Origin of the sequence: Arthrobacter sp. B2I5 (assembly GCF_030816735.1) — a bacterium.
Lineage (GTDB): Bacteria > Actinomycetota > Actinomycetes > Actinomycetales > Micrococcaceae > Arthrobacter.
In genome coordinates this window covers 981,762-996,819 of the sequence record NZ_JAUSYF010000001.1, presented here as the reverse complement: position 1 = coordinate 996,819, position 15,058 = coordinate 981,762, and the positions used below count along the sequence as shown (strand labels likewise).

Genomic DNA, 15,058 nt, shown 5'->3' with positions numbered 1-15,058 from the left:
TCCTTTACGGGTAACGCAGAATCAGTTGCTGAGGTAGGCCAGCAGGTCGTGCCGGGTGAGGATGCCAACGGGCGCACCCACGAACGTAACCATCAGGGTGTCCGTGTCGGACAGCAGTTCCCTGGCGGCGGAGATGGTTTCCAGCGATCCGATGACGGGCAGCTTGGGTCCCATGTGCTCGGAGATCTTGTCCGTCAGCTTGGCTTCGCCGCGGAACAGCTTGGCGGTCAGCGTGCGCTCATCCACTGCGCCGAGGACCTCGCCCATGACCACGGGCGGTTCCTGCGACAGCACCGGGATGTGGCTGACGCCGAACTCGTTCATGATGTTGATGACGTCGCGGACCGACTCGTTGGGGTGGATGTGGACCAGGTCCGGCAGTTCGCCGTTCTTGGACTTGATGACCTCCCCCACCGAGGTCTCCTCACCGCCGGAGAGGAAACCGTAGGAGCGCATCCACTGGTCGTTGAAGATCTTGGCCAGGTAACCGCGTCCGGAGTCGGGGAGGATGACCACGACGACGGCGCTTTCCGGCAGGTCCCGCGCCGCCTGGAGTGCGGCTACTACGGCCATCCCGGAGGAACCGCCCACCAGCAGCCCCTCTTCCCGGGCAAGGCGGCGGGTCATGGCAAAGGAATCGGCGTCGCTGACGGCGATCACTTCGTCCGGGATGGTCTTGTCGTAGTTGGCCGGCCACATGTCCTCGCCGACGCCCTCCACGAAGTAAGGCCGTCCAGTGCCGCCTGAATAGACCGAGCCAGCGGGATCCGCGCCGATGATCCGGACCACGCCGCCGTCGGACTCCGGCCGGTCCGCCGAGACCTCCTTGAGGTACCGGCCGGTGCCGGTGATGGTGCCGCCCGTGCCGGCGCCAATGACGCAGTGCGTGACCAAGCCGTCCGTATCCCGCCAGATCTCCGGGCCGGTGGTCTTGTAGTGGCTCCCCGGTGCGGCCGGGTTGGAGAACTGGTCCGGCTTATAGGCGCCCGGGGTCTCCCGGGTGATCCGGTCCGAAACACCGTAGTAGCTCTGCGGGCTGTCCGGCGGGACGGACGTGGGCGTGACCACCACTTCCGCACCATACGCCTGCAGCACGGCACGCTTGTCCTCGCCCACCTTGTCTGGGACCACGAAGATGCACTTGTAGCCCTTCTGCTGCGCCACCAGGGCCAGGCCCACCCCGGTGTTGCCGGAGGTGGGCTCCACAATGGTGCCGCCGGGCTTCAGCTTGCCCTCGCGTTCGGCGTCCTCAATCATCTGCGCCGCGATGCGGTCCTTGATGGATCCGCCCGGGTTCAGGTACTCAAGTTTGACCAGGACAGTGGCTTTGATGCCTTCGGTCACGTGGTTGAGTTTGATGAGCGGGGTGTTGCCGATGAGGTCCAGGATGGACTGGGCGTACTTCATAGGTACAAAGCTACCGCTTCCTGCGCGGCGCTCCCTGCCCGGGATGCGAGGATAGGCCGGTGAAGCAGTTCGCATGGCTCAAAGCCGCCCGGAGCTACCTGCTGCCCGGCGCCGCCCTGGCGGCAGGCATGGCCATCCTTGCCCTGGGCGTGCTCCCCCTTCTCGCCTTCGGCGAACTCGCTTCGCGGACCATTCCCATCCTTGCCTTCGTGCTGGCCATGTCCCTGGTCACCGAACTGGTGGACGAGGCAGGCCTGTTCCGGGTGGTGACGGACAGGCTGGCCGCCCTGGGCAGGGGCCGGGTTTTCCAGCTGTGGCTCCTGGTGGTGGCAGTGGCCACGGGGTCCACCGTATTCCTGTCCCTGGACACGACCGCGGTGCTGGTGACGCCCGTGGTGGTCCTCCTGGCCGTCCATGCCCGGATCCCGCCGCTGCCGTTCGCGTTGACCAGCATCTGGCTGGCCAACACCGCGTCCCTGCTGCTTCCGGTTTCCAACCTCACCAACCTCCTGGCCCAGGACCGGCTGGGGTTGAGCCCGTGGCGTTTTGCGGGGCTGGTGTGGGCCCCTGCCCTGGTTGGCCTGCTGGTCCCGCTTCTGCTTTTGTGGCTGGCGTTCCGGCGCGACCTCCGCGGAACCTACGGGCCGCAGCCTGCGCATCCCGTCCGTGACCGCACCCTGCTGAAAGTTGCTGCGCTCACGCTTCTGGTCCTGCTGCCCGCCCTGGTGTCCGGCGTTCCGGTGCAGTACCCGGCATTGGCGGCAGCCGCCGTCCTCCTGGTGGTCTTCCTCCGACGCCGGCCGTCCGTCCTGCGGTGGTCCATGGTCCCCTGGCGGCCACTGATGCTGACGGTGGGCCTGTTCATGCTCATGGAAGCACTGCACGCCCACGGCCTGACCTCCCTGCTGGCGGGTGTGGCCGGTTCCGGCGAGGGCCTGCCTGCACTCCTGCAGCTGGCCGGGCTGGGGGCAGGCGCTGCCAACGCCGCCAACAACCTCCCCGCCTACCTTGCCCTGGAACCGGTGGCAGGATCACCGGCAAGGCTTGCCGCCCTGCTGATCGGGGTGAACCTGGGCCCGCTGGTGACCCCGTGGGCCTCGCTGGCCACGCTGCTGTGGCATGAGCGGCTGCGGGTACTCAACGTCCCCATCAGGTGGGGCGGGTTCGCCCTGGCAGGCCTGGTGGCCGTACTGCTGACGGTACCGCTGGCCGTCCTGGCGCTCTGGCTGGTCTCCGGGATGGCGTGACTCGGCCGGCAGCCACGGCTGTCAGGCGCCCTGGCCTGGTTCCCCTTCAGCTGGCAAGTTCTCCCAAAGCCCCATCACGTTGCCCTCGGAATCCTTGAAGTAGGCCGTGTAGCCCATGCCGGGAATCTCGTTTTTGGGTATGACCACCGACCCGCCCAGCTGCTCAACCCTCTTCAGCGTCGCGTTGATGTCCGGGACGTCCACGGTGATGACCGGGTGGGTGATCTGCCCCTCCCTGGCCATCATTCCGCCGTTGATGGCGCCGGCAGCCACCGGCTGGCCGTTGTCGTCCATATCCGCGGTGATGACCATGCTGTAGTCCATCCCCGGCACCGGTTCTATCCGCCAGTCCAGCGCTTCCTGGTAAAACTTCCTCGCCCTCTCCCGGTCATCCGCCGGGATCTCAAAATGTACTACTCCGCCCATCGTGGTCCTCCTGCCGCGTCGGGGTGCGCCCAATTGGTTGCGCACCACGGAGTGGATTCTAGGGTTTGCCCGCCCGCTGGATTAGGGCCGTTCTGCCTTTCCTTCCGCCCAATTTTCCACCTCGTGGCCGGCTTACCGGCAGGCCGGATGTCGCGCCGCTGTCAGTGCTCCGTGGGACGATGGAAGACATGACGATCGCAGAGGCACCTCCCCGGCTGGCAGCCGCGGCGGACGTGTCCCTGCGGTGGTATCCGGAGGCCCCTTACAGCCTTTCCCGGACCCTTGGGCCGCTCCTGCGCGGCAACAGCGATCCTTCGTTCTGTGTGCAGGGCGATGTCATCTGGAATGCGTTTACGACGTCGGCCGGCCCGGCAACAGTGCGGCTCGCCCCGGCGGGCGGCGAAGCAGGCGGGCCCCTGGTGGACATCCAGGCGTGGGGCCCCGGCGCCGCTGCCGCTGCCGAGGCTGCGCCTAGGCTCCTGGGTGCCGACGACGACTGGCGGGGTTTCGACGAACCGTCCTTCCATGCCACGTTGCCCCGGATGGTCCGGGAGGCCCGGCGGCGGAGCCTGGCGGTCCGGCTGCCTTCGAGCGGCCGAATGGTGGACCAGCTGGTCCCGATCATCCTGGAGCAGAAGGTGACGGTCATTGAGGCGCGGCGTGCCTACCGCTACCTGGTGCACCGCTACGGCACCCCGGCTCCCCCGGCCGGAACATCCACCCCGGCCGGGCTGGTGGTGGCCCCCACGGCAGCCCAATGGCTGCAGGTTCCCAGCTGGGAGTGGCACAAGGCCGGCGTGGGACCACAGCGTTCGGCAACCGTCATGCGGGCGCTGCACTCCGCCGTCGCGCTGGAACGGCTTGCGGCGCTGCCGGCCGCGGACGCTGCCCGGATGATGCAGGCCATTCCAGGGATCGGGGTCTGGACCGCTGCGGAGGTGGTGCAGCGAACCCACGGCTGCCCGGACTCGATTTCGGTGGGCGACTACCACCTCGCCGCCTACGTGGGTGCGGCGCTGACCGGGCGCAGGACGGACGACGCCGGCATGCTCCGGTTGCTGGAACCCTGGCGGGGGCACCGGCAGCGCGTGGTCCGGATGATCCAGTCCACCGGCTTCCGGAAACCCACCTTCGGCCCGCGGATGACCATCCAGGACCATCGAGGGCACTGAGCCGGGTATCCTGCGCCGGGTCGGCCATTGGAGCCCCGTCGCTTGATCTGCACAGGAATGGGTACGGCCACATGTAAGGGCCGCTGGCCAGGCGGACGGCTCCACCATGACGGAGGGGATACCCATGAGCACCAATCCAGGCAGCACGAACCAGGCCGGCGCCCGGCCGGACGACATGGATCCGGCGCGGCAGGATCCGGCCGCTTCGGACCCAATGGCGGATGAGAAGGTGCAGCTCCAGCTGGCCATCTTCGAGGTCACCCGGGACGCCGAGGGCAAGAGCCTGGAGGAGATCCGGGAGATGCTGCTTGCCGCCTTTTCCCGCCACGGGGTGGAACCGCCGCCCGGAACCTGGGTGGAGTCGGTGGCTTCGTCCGCGTTCTACGGCGAGCCCTACATTGTGGACCTCTCCGCCGCTGTGGCGGCCGACGCGGTGGTGCCCGCGCCAAATGATGACGTCCGGGAACGGCTCGCCTCCGCGCGGGAACTCCAGCAGGAGAAGCTGCCCGCCGGAATTTTTCCCGCGCCGGACGAATGGAAGCTTTCCCCGGACGAAGTCACTACTACTGGTCCGGGGCACCAACGGCGGGGCGCGTTCCGTGTCCTTGCGCCGGCTGCAGGCGCTTCACGCCGTCTCCTGACTGCAGCCGGGCTCGCCGCAGCCGTCCTGGTGGCCCTTGTGGCGGCCCGGGCGTCACGCCGTCCAACCTCGGACAGCGGCAAGAGCTGACGGGCAGTTCTCCCCATCGAGCCCTTTGCTCCCTTCGCATAGGCTGTTGGAAGCTTGGACTGATATGGGGGAACCGTGGCAGGCATTTATGGGTCGGACGTCGCCCAACTCCGTGCGTTGGGAAAGGCTTTGACAGCCTCCTCAACCCGCCTCACATCCACCAGGGCGGCGCTTTCCAGGGACGTGCGCGACGCAAGCCGCTGGAAAGGCTCCGACGCCGAGAGATTCCGCAGCGACTGGGACGGCACTCACAGCCTCCTGCTGGGCAAAGTCATTGAGGCGCTGGCTGAGGCAGGACGAGCAGCAGCACGGCACGCGGACGAGCAGGAGCTCGCCAGCGGCGCCCGTGACGCGGCAGGCAGCACCAGTACATCAGCGCCCGACGCCCGCAAAGGGGCAGGGAACATCAGCTTCCTTGGCGAAGACCACTCCATCCCGCGCCATCCGGACCGCGGAGAACCCAACCTGACGCCCGCGGACCTCGACCGGCTCGGCAACATGGTCGGTTCTGCTGCGTCCGGCGGCAACTTCCTCGCGGGCAATGATGCCGACGTCAATGGGCTGCGTGAGGCTCTGACTGCACTGAAGCCCGCGCAGCTGAATCAGCTGCTGGCATCGCTGTCCGATGACGAACTCCGCAACCTCGGTTCCGGTGCCGCCGGCGACGGCAAGGGTTGGTTTAATTACGAGGGAACCACCCCTTTCGAACGGCAGCAACTGCTGGACCAGCTGTTATCCAAGGCCTCACCGGAGCAGGTGCACAGACTGCAAGACCTCATTCCGTGGGCGCAGCCGGACGGAACGGCAATGGGCGACGCCGCCCGGCCTGGAGGTCCGGACCCGAGCACTCTAAACCGGTGGATGCAGCCGCGCTTCCCGGTGATCGGTGAGCGCCCCGGCCCGGATGACATCACCCAGGGGCGGTACGGCGACTGCGTGGTCCTTGCAGCCGCCGGTGCCATGGTCAATGCCGATTCCGGCTGGGCCCGCGAGCACGTCACGGACAACGGGAACGGGACCGTTTCCGTTCTGCTGTTCGACAAGAACGGACACGAGCAGTGGGTAACAGTCACCTCAGACTTGCCGGCGAACAGCAACGGCGGGCAGATGGGCGCCAAAGGGGGTTTCGGCGGAAACTGGCCGGCCTATCTCGAGAAAGCGCTGGCACAGGTCTACACCGAGGACGGCAACAACGACGGCACCAAGGAGGGGGCGCCCCCGGATGAAGCCTACCCGGCGGGCAACTACCGGGCCATCGAAGGCAACTGGGGTCCGGACGCGTTCCAATACCTTGCGGGACCGGACGTCGAGCGGACCCGGGATGCGGACGTGCTGTGGGGTGCAGCCTCCGGAGGCAAACCAGCCCTGGTGACGACACTGGGCGAGACACCTAACGGGGCTCCGGCCGGTTACCGCGCCAACCACGCGTACTTTGTCAGGGGAACCGATGAACGGGGAAATATCATCCTGCAGAACCCATGGGGCGCATTCGAGCCCTCCATGGCCGTCTCCAAGGAGGACTTCCGCCGCCTCTTCAGCGATGCGACGGTGACTAATTGAAACCTCAACCGCTGCGGACAGCCGCCTGGGTCTTCATGCCAGCGCTCCTGCTCCTGGCGGCCTGTTCCACCCCGGCCCCCAGTTCCCCCGACGCCACGAAAGACCCGGATATGACCCAAAGCGCCAGCTGCACCAATACCGGTTCCTACCGCATCGTTCCCTCTGTCAACGGCTCGTTCCCGCTGCTTCCGGTATCCCCCGGCGGCGCCGACGCCACGCCTCTGGTGCGGTTGTCCAGCACCCACCTGAAGGCGGAACCAGCGACTGCGGACCTTTCTGTTGTCCTCTTCGGGAGCGGCAGTCCGGCGTCCCAGGAGTTCCCCGGCCTCGCAGTGGGCCAGGAAGCCACCTTTGACGGCTACACCGTCAGGATCACCTCGATCTGCGACGGTGAAGTGCTGTTCGACCTCGTGCAGCAGCCCGGGTAGTCAGAGCCCCAGCCGGGCCACTGCTTCCTCGCGCATCTGGACCTTGCGGATCTTTCCCGAGACCGTCATGGGAAAACTCTCGCGGACTTCCACGTAGCGCGGGATCTTGTAGTGAGCCAGCCGCCCCCGGCAGTACTCGGCCAAGGCCTGGGCGTCCAGCGGACCGGCCCCTGGCTTGAGGATGATGCAGGCCATCAGCTCCTCGCCGAACCTGGCATCCGGGACCCCGATCACCTGCACGTCCTGGATGTCGGGGTGCGTGTACAGGAACTCCTCGATTTCGCGCGGGTAGATGTTTTCGCCGCCCCGGATCACCATGTCCTTGATCCGGCCCTCCACCACCACGTATCCGTCGTCGTCCATCCGGGCAAGGTCGCCGGTGTGCATCCATCCGTCGGCGTCGATCGCCTCGGCCGTCTTGTCCGGCTGGTTCCAGTACCCTGCCATCACGGCATAACCACGGGTGCAGAGCTCGCCGATCTGCCCGCGCTCCAGTTCCTCCCCGGTGGCAGGGTCCACGATCCGGCTCTCCAGCTGCGGCATGGTCCTGCCCACGGTCTCCGTGCGCTGCTGGAGGGTGTCCCCCTTGCGGGTCATGGTGGAGACGGGCGAGGTCTCGGTCATGCCGTAGCAGATGGCCACATCCACCATGTGCATCTCCGAAATCACCCGGTTCATCACCTCGATGGGGCACAGCGAGCCCGCCATCACCCCGGTGCGGAGCGTGGACAGGTCATAGGAGCCGAAGTCCGGCAACGCGAGCTCGGCAATGAACATGGTAGGAACCCCGTAGAGGGAGGTCCCGGCGAAGTCCTGCACTGCCTCCAGCGCGGCGGCAGGCGAGAAACCGCGGCCCGGGATGATGGTGGCAGCTCCGTGGCTGAGGGCATTGAGGTTGCCGATGACCATGCCGAAGCAGTGGTAAAACGGGACGGGGATGACCACGCGGTCCCGTTCGGTGTACCCCAGCAGCTCGCCGATGGCGTAGCCGTTGTTCAGGATGTTGTGGTGCGTGAGCGTGGCACCTTTGGGAAATCCGGTGGTGCCGGAGGTGTACTGCAGGTTGATGGGATCGTGCGGGTGGAGTTCGGCCATGCGGGCCTTCAGGGCGGCATGGCCGACGTCGTCCGCGCGCCTGAGCAGCTCGGTGTACGTCAGTTCGGCATCGCTTTGGGGGCTGCCGGCCGTCAGCCCGTGCAGGCCGTGGTCCGGGAGGAAGACGAGTTCCCGCAGGTCCGGGCAGGTGAGCAGGGCCTGCCGTGCCATGGCCACGTAGTCGCTGTTGGCGTCCGACGGCGCCGTGAACAGCATGCGCATGCCATTCTGCTTGACCACGAATTCGAGTTCGTGGCTGCGGTAGGCCGGATTGACGTTGACCAGGATAGCGCCGGCCTTGGCGGTGGCGTACTGCAGCAGCGTCCATTCGGCGCAGTTGGGGCTCCAGATGCCCACCCGCTCACCCTTGGCGATGCCCAGGGCGAGGAGCGCACGCGCCAGCCGGTCGACGTCGTCGTTCATCTTGGTATAGCTCCAGCGGCGGGCGTCCGCGCCCGGCACCGGCGCGGCCTCAATCAGGGCGTCGTGGAGGGGGAACTGCGCGGCCACGCGCTCAAAGTTCGCGCCAATGGTTTCCTCCAGGAGCGGGACGTCAGTGTCCCCGGCTGTATAAGCACGCATGAAGGCACGCTACCAACAGGATCCCGGCAGGAGAAGGAAGACAGGCGGGGAAACGGCCGCAACACAACCGGGCGGCCGCGCAGCCCCGGTATTGTGAAATCCATGAGTGCACCCATTGATCTGATAGCAACGTTCATCCCCAACGAAGGCGAATTCTTCCGCGTCAAGCTGGCCCTGGAAATCGCGATCGATGAGGTGGTGAACGAGCAAGGCTGCATCCGTTACGAGCTGACCGAAGCCACGGAGGAAAAGCTGGTCCTCACCGAACAGTGGGCGTCCGAGGAGGACCTGGACAAGCACTCCAAGGGCACCGCCGTACAGGACCTGAACGAGTCGCTCAGCGCGCTGCTGGCCGAACCGGTCAAGGTGGAACGCGTCTGACGCAGCCTTAACGCAAGAATGCGGGACCTCCTGAGGGAGGTCCCGCATTCCTGTTTAATAGCGGGTCTTAGAAATCGGGGATCTGGGTGCCGTCCTGGGTGGTGTCGCGGGGGCCGGATGGCTGGCTGGCCGCGGTGGCCGCTTCCTCACGCTGGCGGGCCACATGGGCGTGGACCTCGTCCATGTCCAGTGCCTTCACCGCGTCCACCACCTGTTCCAGCTGCTGGCCGTTCAGCGCGCCGGGCTGCGAGAACACCAGCACCTTTTCGCGGAAAGCCATCAGCGTGGGGATGGAGGTGATGCCTGCCTCCGCCGCGAGCTGCTGCTCGGCTTCGGTGTCCACCTTGGTGAAGAGGACGTCGGGATGCTTCTCCGAGACTGCTGAGTATGTGGGGCCGAACTGCTTGCAGGGACCGCACCATTCTGCCCAGAAATCGACCAGGACAATATCGTTGCCTTCGATCGTGGATGCGAACTGTTCACCTGTGATGTCGAGGGTAGCCATGTGTCTACGCTACGCGCCACGGCCGCGGCTGTCGCCCGTGTTCGCTCCCCGCGTCATCGGGAATAGGGGGAAGTACGACGCCGGCACGCGGGTTCAGCGGCTGGCATTCCACAGGTGCGGGGCGGGTGTGCGGCTGCCGGGGAGGGCACTGGAGGCGCGCCACTCGTGGATCCATTCGGGGAGCACCAGGTCCGCGGGCGGGGCTCCGAACTCGGCCATGATGTCCTCCTGGCTGACCGGGCCGGCCTTGGTGACCAGCCTGGTGGCGATGTAGGCACGTGCGTAAATCTCGCCGTCGGCCACCATGCGCTGCTCAAAGAAGATCGCCTTGGTGTCCAGGCCGATGATCCTGGTCTCGATCGTGTAGTCCTGCCACAGCTGGAGGGATTTGCGGAAGGAGATGGTTTCCGCGGACACCACCGGGGTCCAGCCGCGGCGGCGCATCCGCTTCCAGACGCCGCTGCGCACCATGAGGTCGAACCGGCCCAGGTCCATCAGGGACAGGTACATGCCGTTGTTGACGTGCATGGCGATGTCGATGTCCGTGGGCAGGACACGCAGCGGCAGGGATGACGGGTCCCATACGGTCAGCGGTGGACGCCGGGCGGAACGGACGAGCATGAGCAGTGTTCTCAGGAGCAGGTGCATGCCCCCATGTTACCCGCCGGTAACTTGGTCCCCGCCTACTCTGCCCCTGCCGTCACTCCGGGCGCATGCCTGGTGGTGGGCCTGCCTGTTCCGGGCCCGACGATGGCACGCAGCAGGCAAGTATTGGCCCTCCGGCGGCTGAGTAGCTTCGCTGCCACAGGGCGGGTACCGGCCCCGGAAACTCGGGTATTTCCTACTGGTGCCCCGGCCTTGGGGCAGTTCCTAGACTCGAAATTCCTAGGACCAACACGCACTGGCAGGTCCCCCGGGTGGCTTCCGGAAGTTCCTGCCTTCACGCGGAGTTCCGCATTTTCTGGGTATGCGGATGCCTCCAACCTGTGCCGCCTGCGGCTCCGGCAGCTGCCGGGGCCGGCGGTGCAATGACTTCTCCATCCGTCCGGCACACCGGCGTGCAGCGGCACAGCCGGGCTGGACCGAACCCAGATGGGCCAATTCCATGAGCCAGCCTTTCCACCCCTCCCCCGACGGCACCAGCAGAAGCTTCGCCACCGACGAACCGCGGACCGACCTCAACACCGGCCGGCCGGTCATCAGCAACAGGCTGTGGGCCGGAATGGCCACGGCGGCCGTTGTGGCCGCGGTGGGCGTGGGCGCAATGGCGGCACCCGCTACTTTCAGCGGAGGTACGACGGCGGCTGCACAGGTGGCAGAGACCGCCTCACCGGCGTCGCCAAGCGCCGCAGCCGAACCCGCCACGGACGCCGGGGCATCCGCCAATCCGGGTGCCGTATCGGCGGTCGCCGCACAGGCTGCTGCGCCGGCAGCTGAGGCTGCCCCCGCCCCGGCTCCAGCCGAACCAGCACCGGCGGCACCGGCGCCGGAACCAGCACCCGCCCCCGAGCCTGCCGGTGACCCCAACCTGTACACGGTGGCGCCCGGTGACACGGTGGGTGCGATCGCCGCCAGCCATGGCGTGGACATAAACGCCATGCTCGCCGCAAACGGGCTCGGCGCCTACAGCACCATCTACCCTGGCCAAACGCTCCTGCTGAACGGCCCGCCCGTAGCAGTGGCCGCACCTGCGCCGGCTCCGGCTGCGGCGCCTGCCCCTGCCGCCGCGGCAGCCGCTCCCGCGGCACCGGCACCGGCACCGGTTTTCGTACCCGCAGCACCTGCAATCCGGACCATTTACGTTGCAGGCTCCGGCGGCCAGTCCATGGTTGACGCGTGCATCGGGCCCATCCACTACACGCCCAACGACGGCTACTCGCTCTTCATCACGGAGCACGATTTCTGCGGCGGGTGGGCCAGGTTCTCCGGAATCGGCGTGGGTGAGACGGTCAGCATCCCGGGCTATGGAACCTTTACCGTCACGGGGCGCGGGACAGTCCCCAATCCCGGAACCACCAACGACGTAATTGCGGTGTTCGGCGGCTTCCCCCGGGCGATCCTGCAGACTTGCATCCCCGGCACCAGCCAGATGCTCCTGATCGCCCTGAACTGAATGCAGTGAACTGATATTTCCAAAGCTTGTCCGCGGGTCCGAACCTTCAAGGGGTGGATCCGCGGACAAGGCCATGCTGCGCTGCCGCCGCTACACCCCGTGGCGCTCGGAGATGTGTTCCACCAGTTCGCCCACGCGCTGTTCGGAGTAGTTGCGTGCAATGTCGCCCTGGCTGATGATGCCAACGAGCTTGTGGTCGGAGATCACCGGGAGCCGGCGGATCTGGTGCTTTTCCATCATGTCGATGGCTGCATCCACATTGGCGTCGGCGTCGACGCAGTACGGCTTGCCGGAGGCGAGGTCGCGGGCCATCATCTGGCCCGGGTCACGGCCGGCGGCGACGCACTTGAGCACAATGTCGCGGTCGGTGATCATGCCCTTCAACTTGCCGTCATCCCCGCAGATGGGAAGGGCGCCGCAGTCGAGGTCCATCATCATCCGGGCGGCGTCCACAAGGGACTCGCTTTCACGGATACATCTCGCATCCGTGGTCATGAATTCGCGTACAGCACTCATTGAATCCTCCTTCATCGATGGAAATATCGACGCAGGGCATCGAGGCAGGTGCGCCGATTCTGCCAGACTACGCCCGCACCCACACGGTGTCGACGGCGGATTGGCAGCGTCTGCAGGCGGCCTCCACAGCATCCCCGGAGACAAGAAAAGGGGCACGAAAAAGCCTCTGGAACCTGGTGGTTCCGGAGGCTTGATCGGACTCTGGCCAGCGCCCCCTTTCCAGCCATGCGAGAGGCCCCGTGGCATTGGGGGTCGCCGCGGGGCCTCTCTGGGACGTCCTCCCAAATGGGGGAAAATGGGAAGCCGCCTCCACAAAGTTACCGACGTGAACCAACGCCAGCAACATGCAATTTCGCAGGTCGGTCCTGCATCCGTACAGATCCATACCTGTCCGCCGAAGCTACTTTGCCTTGGGAGACTTTACCGGCCGAAACTACCTCCAAGAGGATCCGCCTTCCGCATCTCTTCTACCGTCAGATTAGGCGTGACTTCCTGTTCGCTTCACCAAAAATGTGGGAGCGCAGCGGCGTGCTTACAACCGTGCTCACGAAGCAATAAAGAGACCCGCCCGGACCTCCGAAGAGATCCGAACGGGTCTATGTTCCCGGAAATCCGGGAGGGTGGCAGATGAGGGATTCGAACCCCCGTAGGCGTTGCCAGCTGATTTACAGTCAGCCCCCTTTGGCCGCTCGGGTAATCTGCCGAACTTCAAAAGAAGTACCCGCCGATGCAGTGTTCGGAAGGGTCCGTTTCCGGTCCGTTCCGCTTCAGTAACCGCGGGCAAGACAACTTTACAGAACTTCCGCCGAAGAATCGAATCGGGCGCCGGACTGCCGCAAAAGACTTGGAACGGCGCGGAAAAACGGCGGGTTCACGCCTCGCCCAGGATGCGCCCGGCCAGCTTGGCTTCGAAGCTCAGGGCCTGCTCCTCGGTGATCTGGTTGAGTTGCACGGCCCGCTGCAGGTCCGCCCGCACCCCGTCCATGCGGGAGGAAGCGTCCGCCACCGGGCTGAAGATGATGGAGGCGGCCACTGCTGCCGCCGCCACCGAGGTTGCCGCCGTGGCTACCGCCCCGGCTGCTGCTGCGGTGGTCCGGGTGACGTAACGGGCGGCTTTGCGGTGCATGGTGTTCCCTTCAGACTGCGGTACAACTGCTCCAACTCTCGCCGGCGCTCCTTCGTTCCGCCGATGCGTCCGCTGAGAGGGAACTGTGAATGCGCGGCCCCCATCCCCCGGGGCATCCGTATTAGGCTGGATGGCAGTGATCCAGGCCCTGTCCCCGCGCAGGGCTCCCATCAACAAAGGAGAGTCATGGCAGGCGAGTCAACGTTCGACGTCGTAAGCAAGGTGGACAAGCAGGAAGTGGCCAACGCGCTCAACCAGGCCCAGAAGGAACTCGCCCAGCGCTACGACTTCAAGGGCGTCGGCGCCGAGGTGGACTTCAGCGGCGAGAAGATCCTCATGAAGGCCAACTCCGAGGAGCGCGTCCTGGCGGTCCTGGACGTACTGCAGTCCAAACTGATCCGCCGCGGAATTTCGCTGAAGTCCCTGGACGCCGGCGAGCCCTATGCCTCGGGCAAGGAGTTCCGCCTGGAGGCATCCATTAAGGAAGGCATCGCCCAGGACCTGGCGAAGAAGATCAACAAGCTGATCCGCGACGAGGGCCCCAAGTCCGTGAAGTCCCAAATCCAGGGCGATGAACTGCGGGTTTCCTCCAAGTCCCGTGATGACCTGCAGGCTGTGATGGCGCTGCTAAAGGACTTCGACGAGGCCGACCTGCAGTTCGTGAACTTCCGCAGCTAGCCCTCCCCCGCCGTCAAATCCGGCACACCATTCACGCTGCGCTTTAAGGCCGGCGCACCCGAAGCACGTGCGCCGGCCTTTTGCGTGCCAGGAGGTACTTCACCCGGCGCGTGCTGCCAAAGTAACCTGCGCGCAATTACCGCACGTTTAGTTTGCGTAATAGCGCGCGCCGGGTAACCTCTTCCTTAGGCCTGCCTAAGTAAGGCTTACCTGAGCGAAAGAACATCCATGACTGCCAACTTCCTGATCGGCCTGCGCGAAGGACTCGAAGCCACCCTGGTGGTAGTCCTCCTCATGGCCTACCTGGCCAAGACGGACCGCCGCCACCTCATCCCCCGGCTCTGGGCCGGCGTTGCCGCGGCTGTGGCCGTTTCGGTTGGTTTTGGTGCCCTCCTGACCTTCGGTCCCAAGGGGCTCACCTTTGAGGCGCAGGAGGCGATCGGCGGCGGACTCTCCATCCTCGCCGTCGGCCTGGTGACATGGATGGTCTTCTGGATGGCACGCACCGCCCGGACGCTCGGAAGTGACCTGAAATCACGCGTTGACAGGTCCACGGGCGGAGCCGGCTGGGGCCTGGCAGTGGTGGCCGCCATCGCCGTGGGACGTGAAGGACTCGAAACGGCGCTCTTCCTCTGGGCCGCGGCCAAGGCCACGGGCGAATCCACCCAGCCGCTGGTCGGCGCCCTGCTGGGCCTGGCAGTTGCCGCCGGCCTGGGCTACCTGCTGCACCGGGGCGTCCTCAAGGTCAACCTCTCCCGCTTCTTCACCTGGACGGGCGCGGCCCTGATCGTCATCGCCGGCGGCGTCCTGTCCTACGGCATCCACGACCTCCAGGAGGCCCGTCTCCTTCCGGGGCTGCACTCCCTGGCGTTCGATATCAGCGGCGCAGTCCCGCCGTCGTCCTGGTACGGCACCCTGCTCAAGGGCACCCTGAATTTCTCCCCGGCCACCACCTGGCTGGAGGCAGCCGCGTGGCTCCTGTACGTGGCGCCCGTGCTGTTCCTCTACCTGCGCATCAACCGCAAAGCCCCAGCCGGCCCCGCCCCGTCCGGCACCAACGCTGGGGTCAAGGCCGCAGCGGCCGTCTAACCC

General features: G+C 66.2%; 16 protein-coding genes and 1 tRNA gene. 9 read left to right on the top strand and 8 right to left on the bottom strand.

What is annotated here, in order from left to right; all coding sequences use genetic code 11:
• Nucleotides 1-21: 21 nt before the first annotated feature.
• Nucleotides 22-1,407 (bottom strand): cystathionine beta-synthase, encoded by a 1,386-nt coding sequence (locus tag QFZ60_RS04750; protein WP_056329585.1) that lies wholly within the window; start codon nucleotides 1,405-1,407, stop codon nucleotides 22-24.
• Between the two features lie 59 nt (nucleotides 1,408-1,466).
• Here QFZ60_RS04750 and QFZ60_RS04745 point away from each other — a divergent pair, with 59 nt between their 5' ends.
• Complete coding sequence (locus QFZ60_RS04745; protein WP_307088648.1) at nucleotides 1,467-2,654, top strand: SLC13 family permease; 1,188 nt, start codon at nucleotides 1,467-1,469, stop codon at nucleotides 2,652-2,654.
• Between the two features lie 21 nt (nucleotides 2,655-2,675).
• On the opposite strand, the gene QFZ60_RS04740 is transcribed toward QFZ60_RS04745, so the two are convergent.
• Nucleotides 2,676-3,080 carry a VOC family protein gene (locus QFZ60_RS04740; protein ID WP_307088646.1) on the bottom strand — a complete coding sequence of 135 codons (405 nt, stop codon included), beginning with the start codon at nucleotides 3,078-3,080 and terminating at the stop codon, nucleotides 2,676-2,678.
• A gap of 188 nt (nucleotides 3,081-3,268) precedes the next feature.
• Between QFZ60_RS04740 and QFZ60_RS04735 the strand changes: the two genes are divergently transcribed.
• The 4 genes from QFZ60_RS04735 (at nucleotide 3,269) to QFZ60_RS04720 (ending at nucleotide 6,970) form a co-directional block, all read left to right on the top strand.
• Complete coding sequence (locus QFZ60_RS04735) at nucleotides 3,269-4,252, top strand: DNA-3-methyladenine glycosylase (protein WP_307088644.1); 984 nt, start codon at nucleotides 3,269-3,271, stop codon at nucleotides 4,250-4,252.
• Nucleotides 4,253-4,376: 124 nt separating this feature from the next.
• The gene (locus tag QFZ60_RS04730; protein WP_307088642.1) at nucleotides 4,377-4,982 is read left to right on the top strand and encodes a hypothetical protein; all 606 of its coding nucleotides are present in this window, start codon (nucleotides 4,377-4,379) and stop codon (nucleotides 4,980-4,982) included.
• Nucleotides 4,983-5,111: 129 nt separating this feature from the next.
• Nucleotides 5,112-6,542: a hypothetical protein gene (locus tag QFZ60_RS04725; protein WP_307088640.1), complete on the top strand. Its 1,431-nt coding sequence runs from the start codon at nucleotides 5,112-5,114 to the stop codon at nucleotides 6,540-6,542.
• 110 nt (nucleotides 6,543-6,652) lie between these two features.
• Nucleotides 6,653-6,970, top strand: a complete 318-nt coding sequence (locus tag QFZ60_RS04720) for a hypothetical protein (RefSeq protein ID WP_307088638.1) — start codon at nucleotides 6,653-6,655, stop codon at nucleotides 6,968-6,970.
• Here the strand turns inward: QFZ60_RS04720 and QFZ60_RS04715 are convergent, their stop codons facing one another.
• Complete coding sequence (locus QFZ60_RS04715) at nucleotides 6,971-8,647, bottom strand: AMP-binding protein (RefSeq protein ID WP_307088636.1); 1,677 nt, start codon at nucleotides 8,645-8,647, stop codon at nucleotides 6,971-6,973.
• Nucleotides 8,648-8,749: 102 nt separating this feature from the next.
• Here QFZ60_RS04715 and QFZ60_RS04710 point away from each other — a divergent pair, with 102 nt between their 5' ends.
• Complete coding sequence (locus QFZ60_RS04710) at nucleotides 8,750-9,028, top strand: putative quinol monooxygenase (RefSeq protein ID WP_142117307.1); 279 nt, start codon at nucleotides 8,750-8,752, stop codon at nucleotides 9,026-9,028.
• Nucleotides 9,029-9,095: 67 nt separating this feature from the next.
• Here QFZ60_RS04710 and QFZ60_RS04705 read toward each other — a convergent pair whose 3' ends face one another.
• Entirely contained in the window at nucleotides 9,096-9,533 is a 438-nt protein-coding gene (locus QFZ60_RS04705) for a co-chaperone YbbN (protein WP_307088633.1), read from the bottom strand.
• 93 nt (nucleotides 9,534-9,626) lie between these two features.
• A complete protein-coding gene (locus QFZ60_RS04700; protein WP_307088630.1) occupies nucleotides 9,627-10,181 on the bottom strand; it encodes an acyl-CoA thioesterase in 555 nt (184 codons plus the stop codon).
• A 457-nt stretch (nucleotides 10,182-10,638) separates the two neighbouring features.
• Here QFZ60_RS04700 and QFZ60_RS04695 point away from each other — a divergent pair, with 457 nt between their 5' ends.
• The gene (locus QFZ60_RS04695) at nucleotides 10,639-11,646 is read left to right on the top strand and encodes a LysM domain-containing protein (RefSeq protein ID WP_307088628.1); all 1,008 of its coding nucleotides are present in this window, start codon (nucleotides 10,639-10,641) and stop codon (nucleotides 11,644-11,646) included.
• A 90-nt stretch (nucleotides 11,647-11,736) separates the two neighbouring features.
• Here QFZ60_RS04695 and QFZ60_RS04690 read toward each other — a convergent pair whose 3' ends face one another.
• The 3 genes from QFZ60_RS04690 to QFZ60_RS04680 all read right to left on the bottom strand — a co-directional run bounded on the left by QFZ60_RS04690 (nucleotide 11,737) and on the right by QFZ60_RS04680 (nucleotide 13,288).
• A complete protein-coding gene (locus QFZ60_RS04690) occupies nucleotides 11,737-12,162 on the bottom strand; it encodes a CBS domain-containing protein (RefSeq protein ID WP_307088626.1) in 426 nt (141 codons plus the stop codon).
• Between the two features lie 621 nt (nucleotides 12,163-12,783).
• Nucleotides 12,784-12,865, bottom strand: a tRNA-Tyr gene (locus QFZ60_RS04685).
• 168 nt (nucleotides 12,866-13,033) lie between these two features.
• Nucleotides 13,034-13,288: a hypothetical protein gene (locus tag QFZ60_RS04680; protein ID WP_142117312.1), complete on the bottom strand. Its 255-nt coding sequence runs from the start codon at nucleotides 13,286-13,288 to the stop codon at nucleotides 13,034-13,036.
• Nucleotides 13,289-13,474: 186 nt separating this feature from the next.
• Here QFZ60_RS04680 and QFZ60_RS04675 point away from each other — a divergent pair, with 186 nt between their 5' ends.
• Nucleotides 13,475-13,966: a YajQ family cyclic di-GMP-binding protein gene (locus tag QFZ60_RS04675; RefSeq protein WP_142032167.1), complete on the top strand. Its 492-nt coding sequence runs from the start codon at nucleotides 13,475-13,477 to the stop codon at nucleotides 13,964-13,966.
• 228 nt (nucleotides 13,967-14,194) lie between these two features.
• Complete coding sequence (efeU, locus tag QFZ60_RS04670) at nucleotides 14,195-15,055, top strand: iron uptake transporter permease EfeU (RefSeq protein ID WP_307088624.1); 861 nt, start codon at nucleotides 14,195-14,197, stop codon at nucleotides 15,053-15,055.
• Nucleotides 15,056-15,058 lie beyond the last annotated feature (3 nt).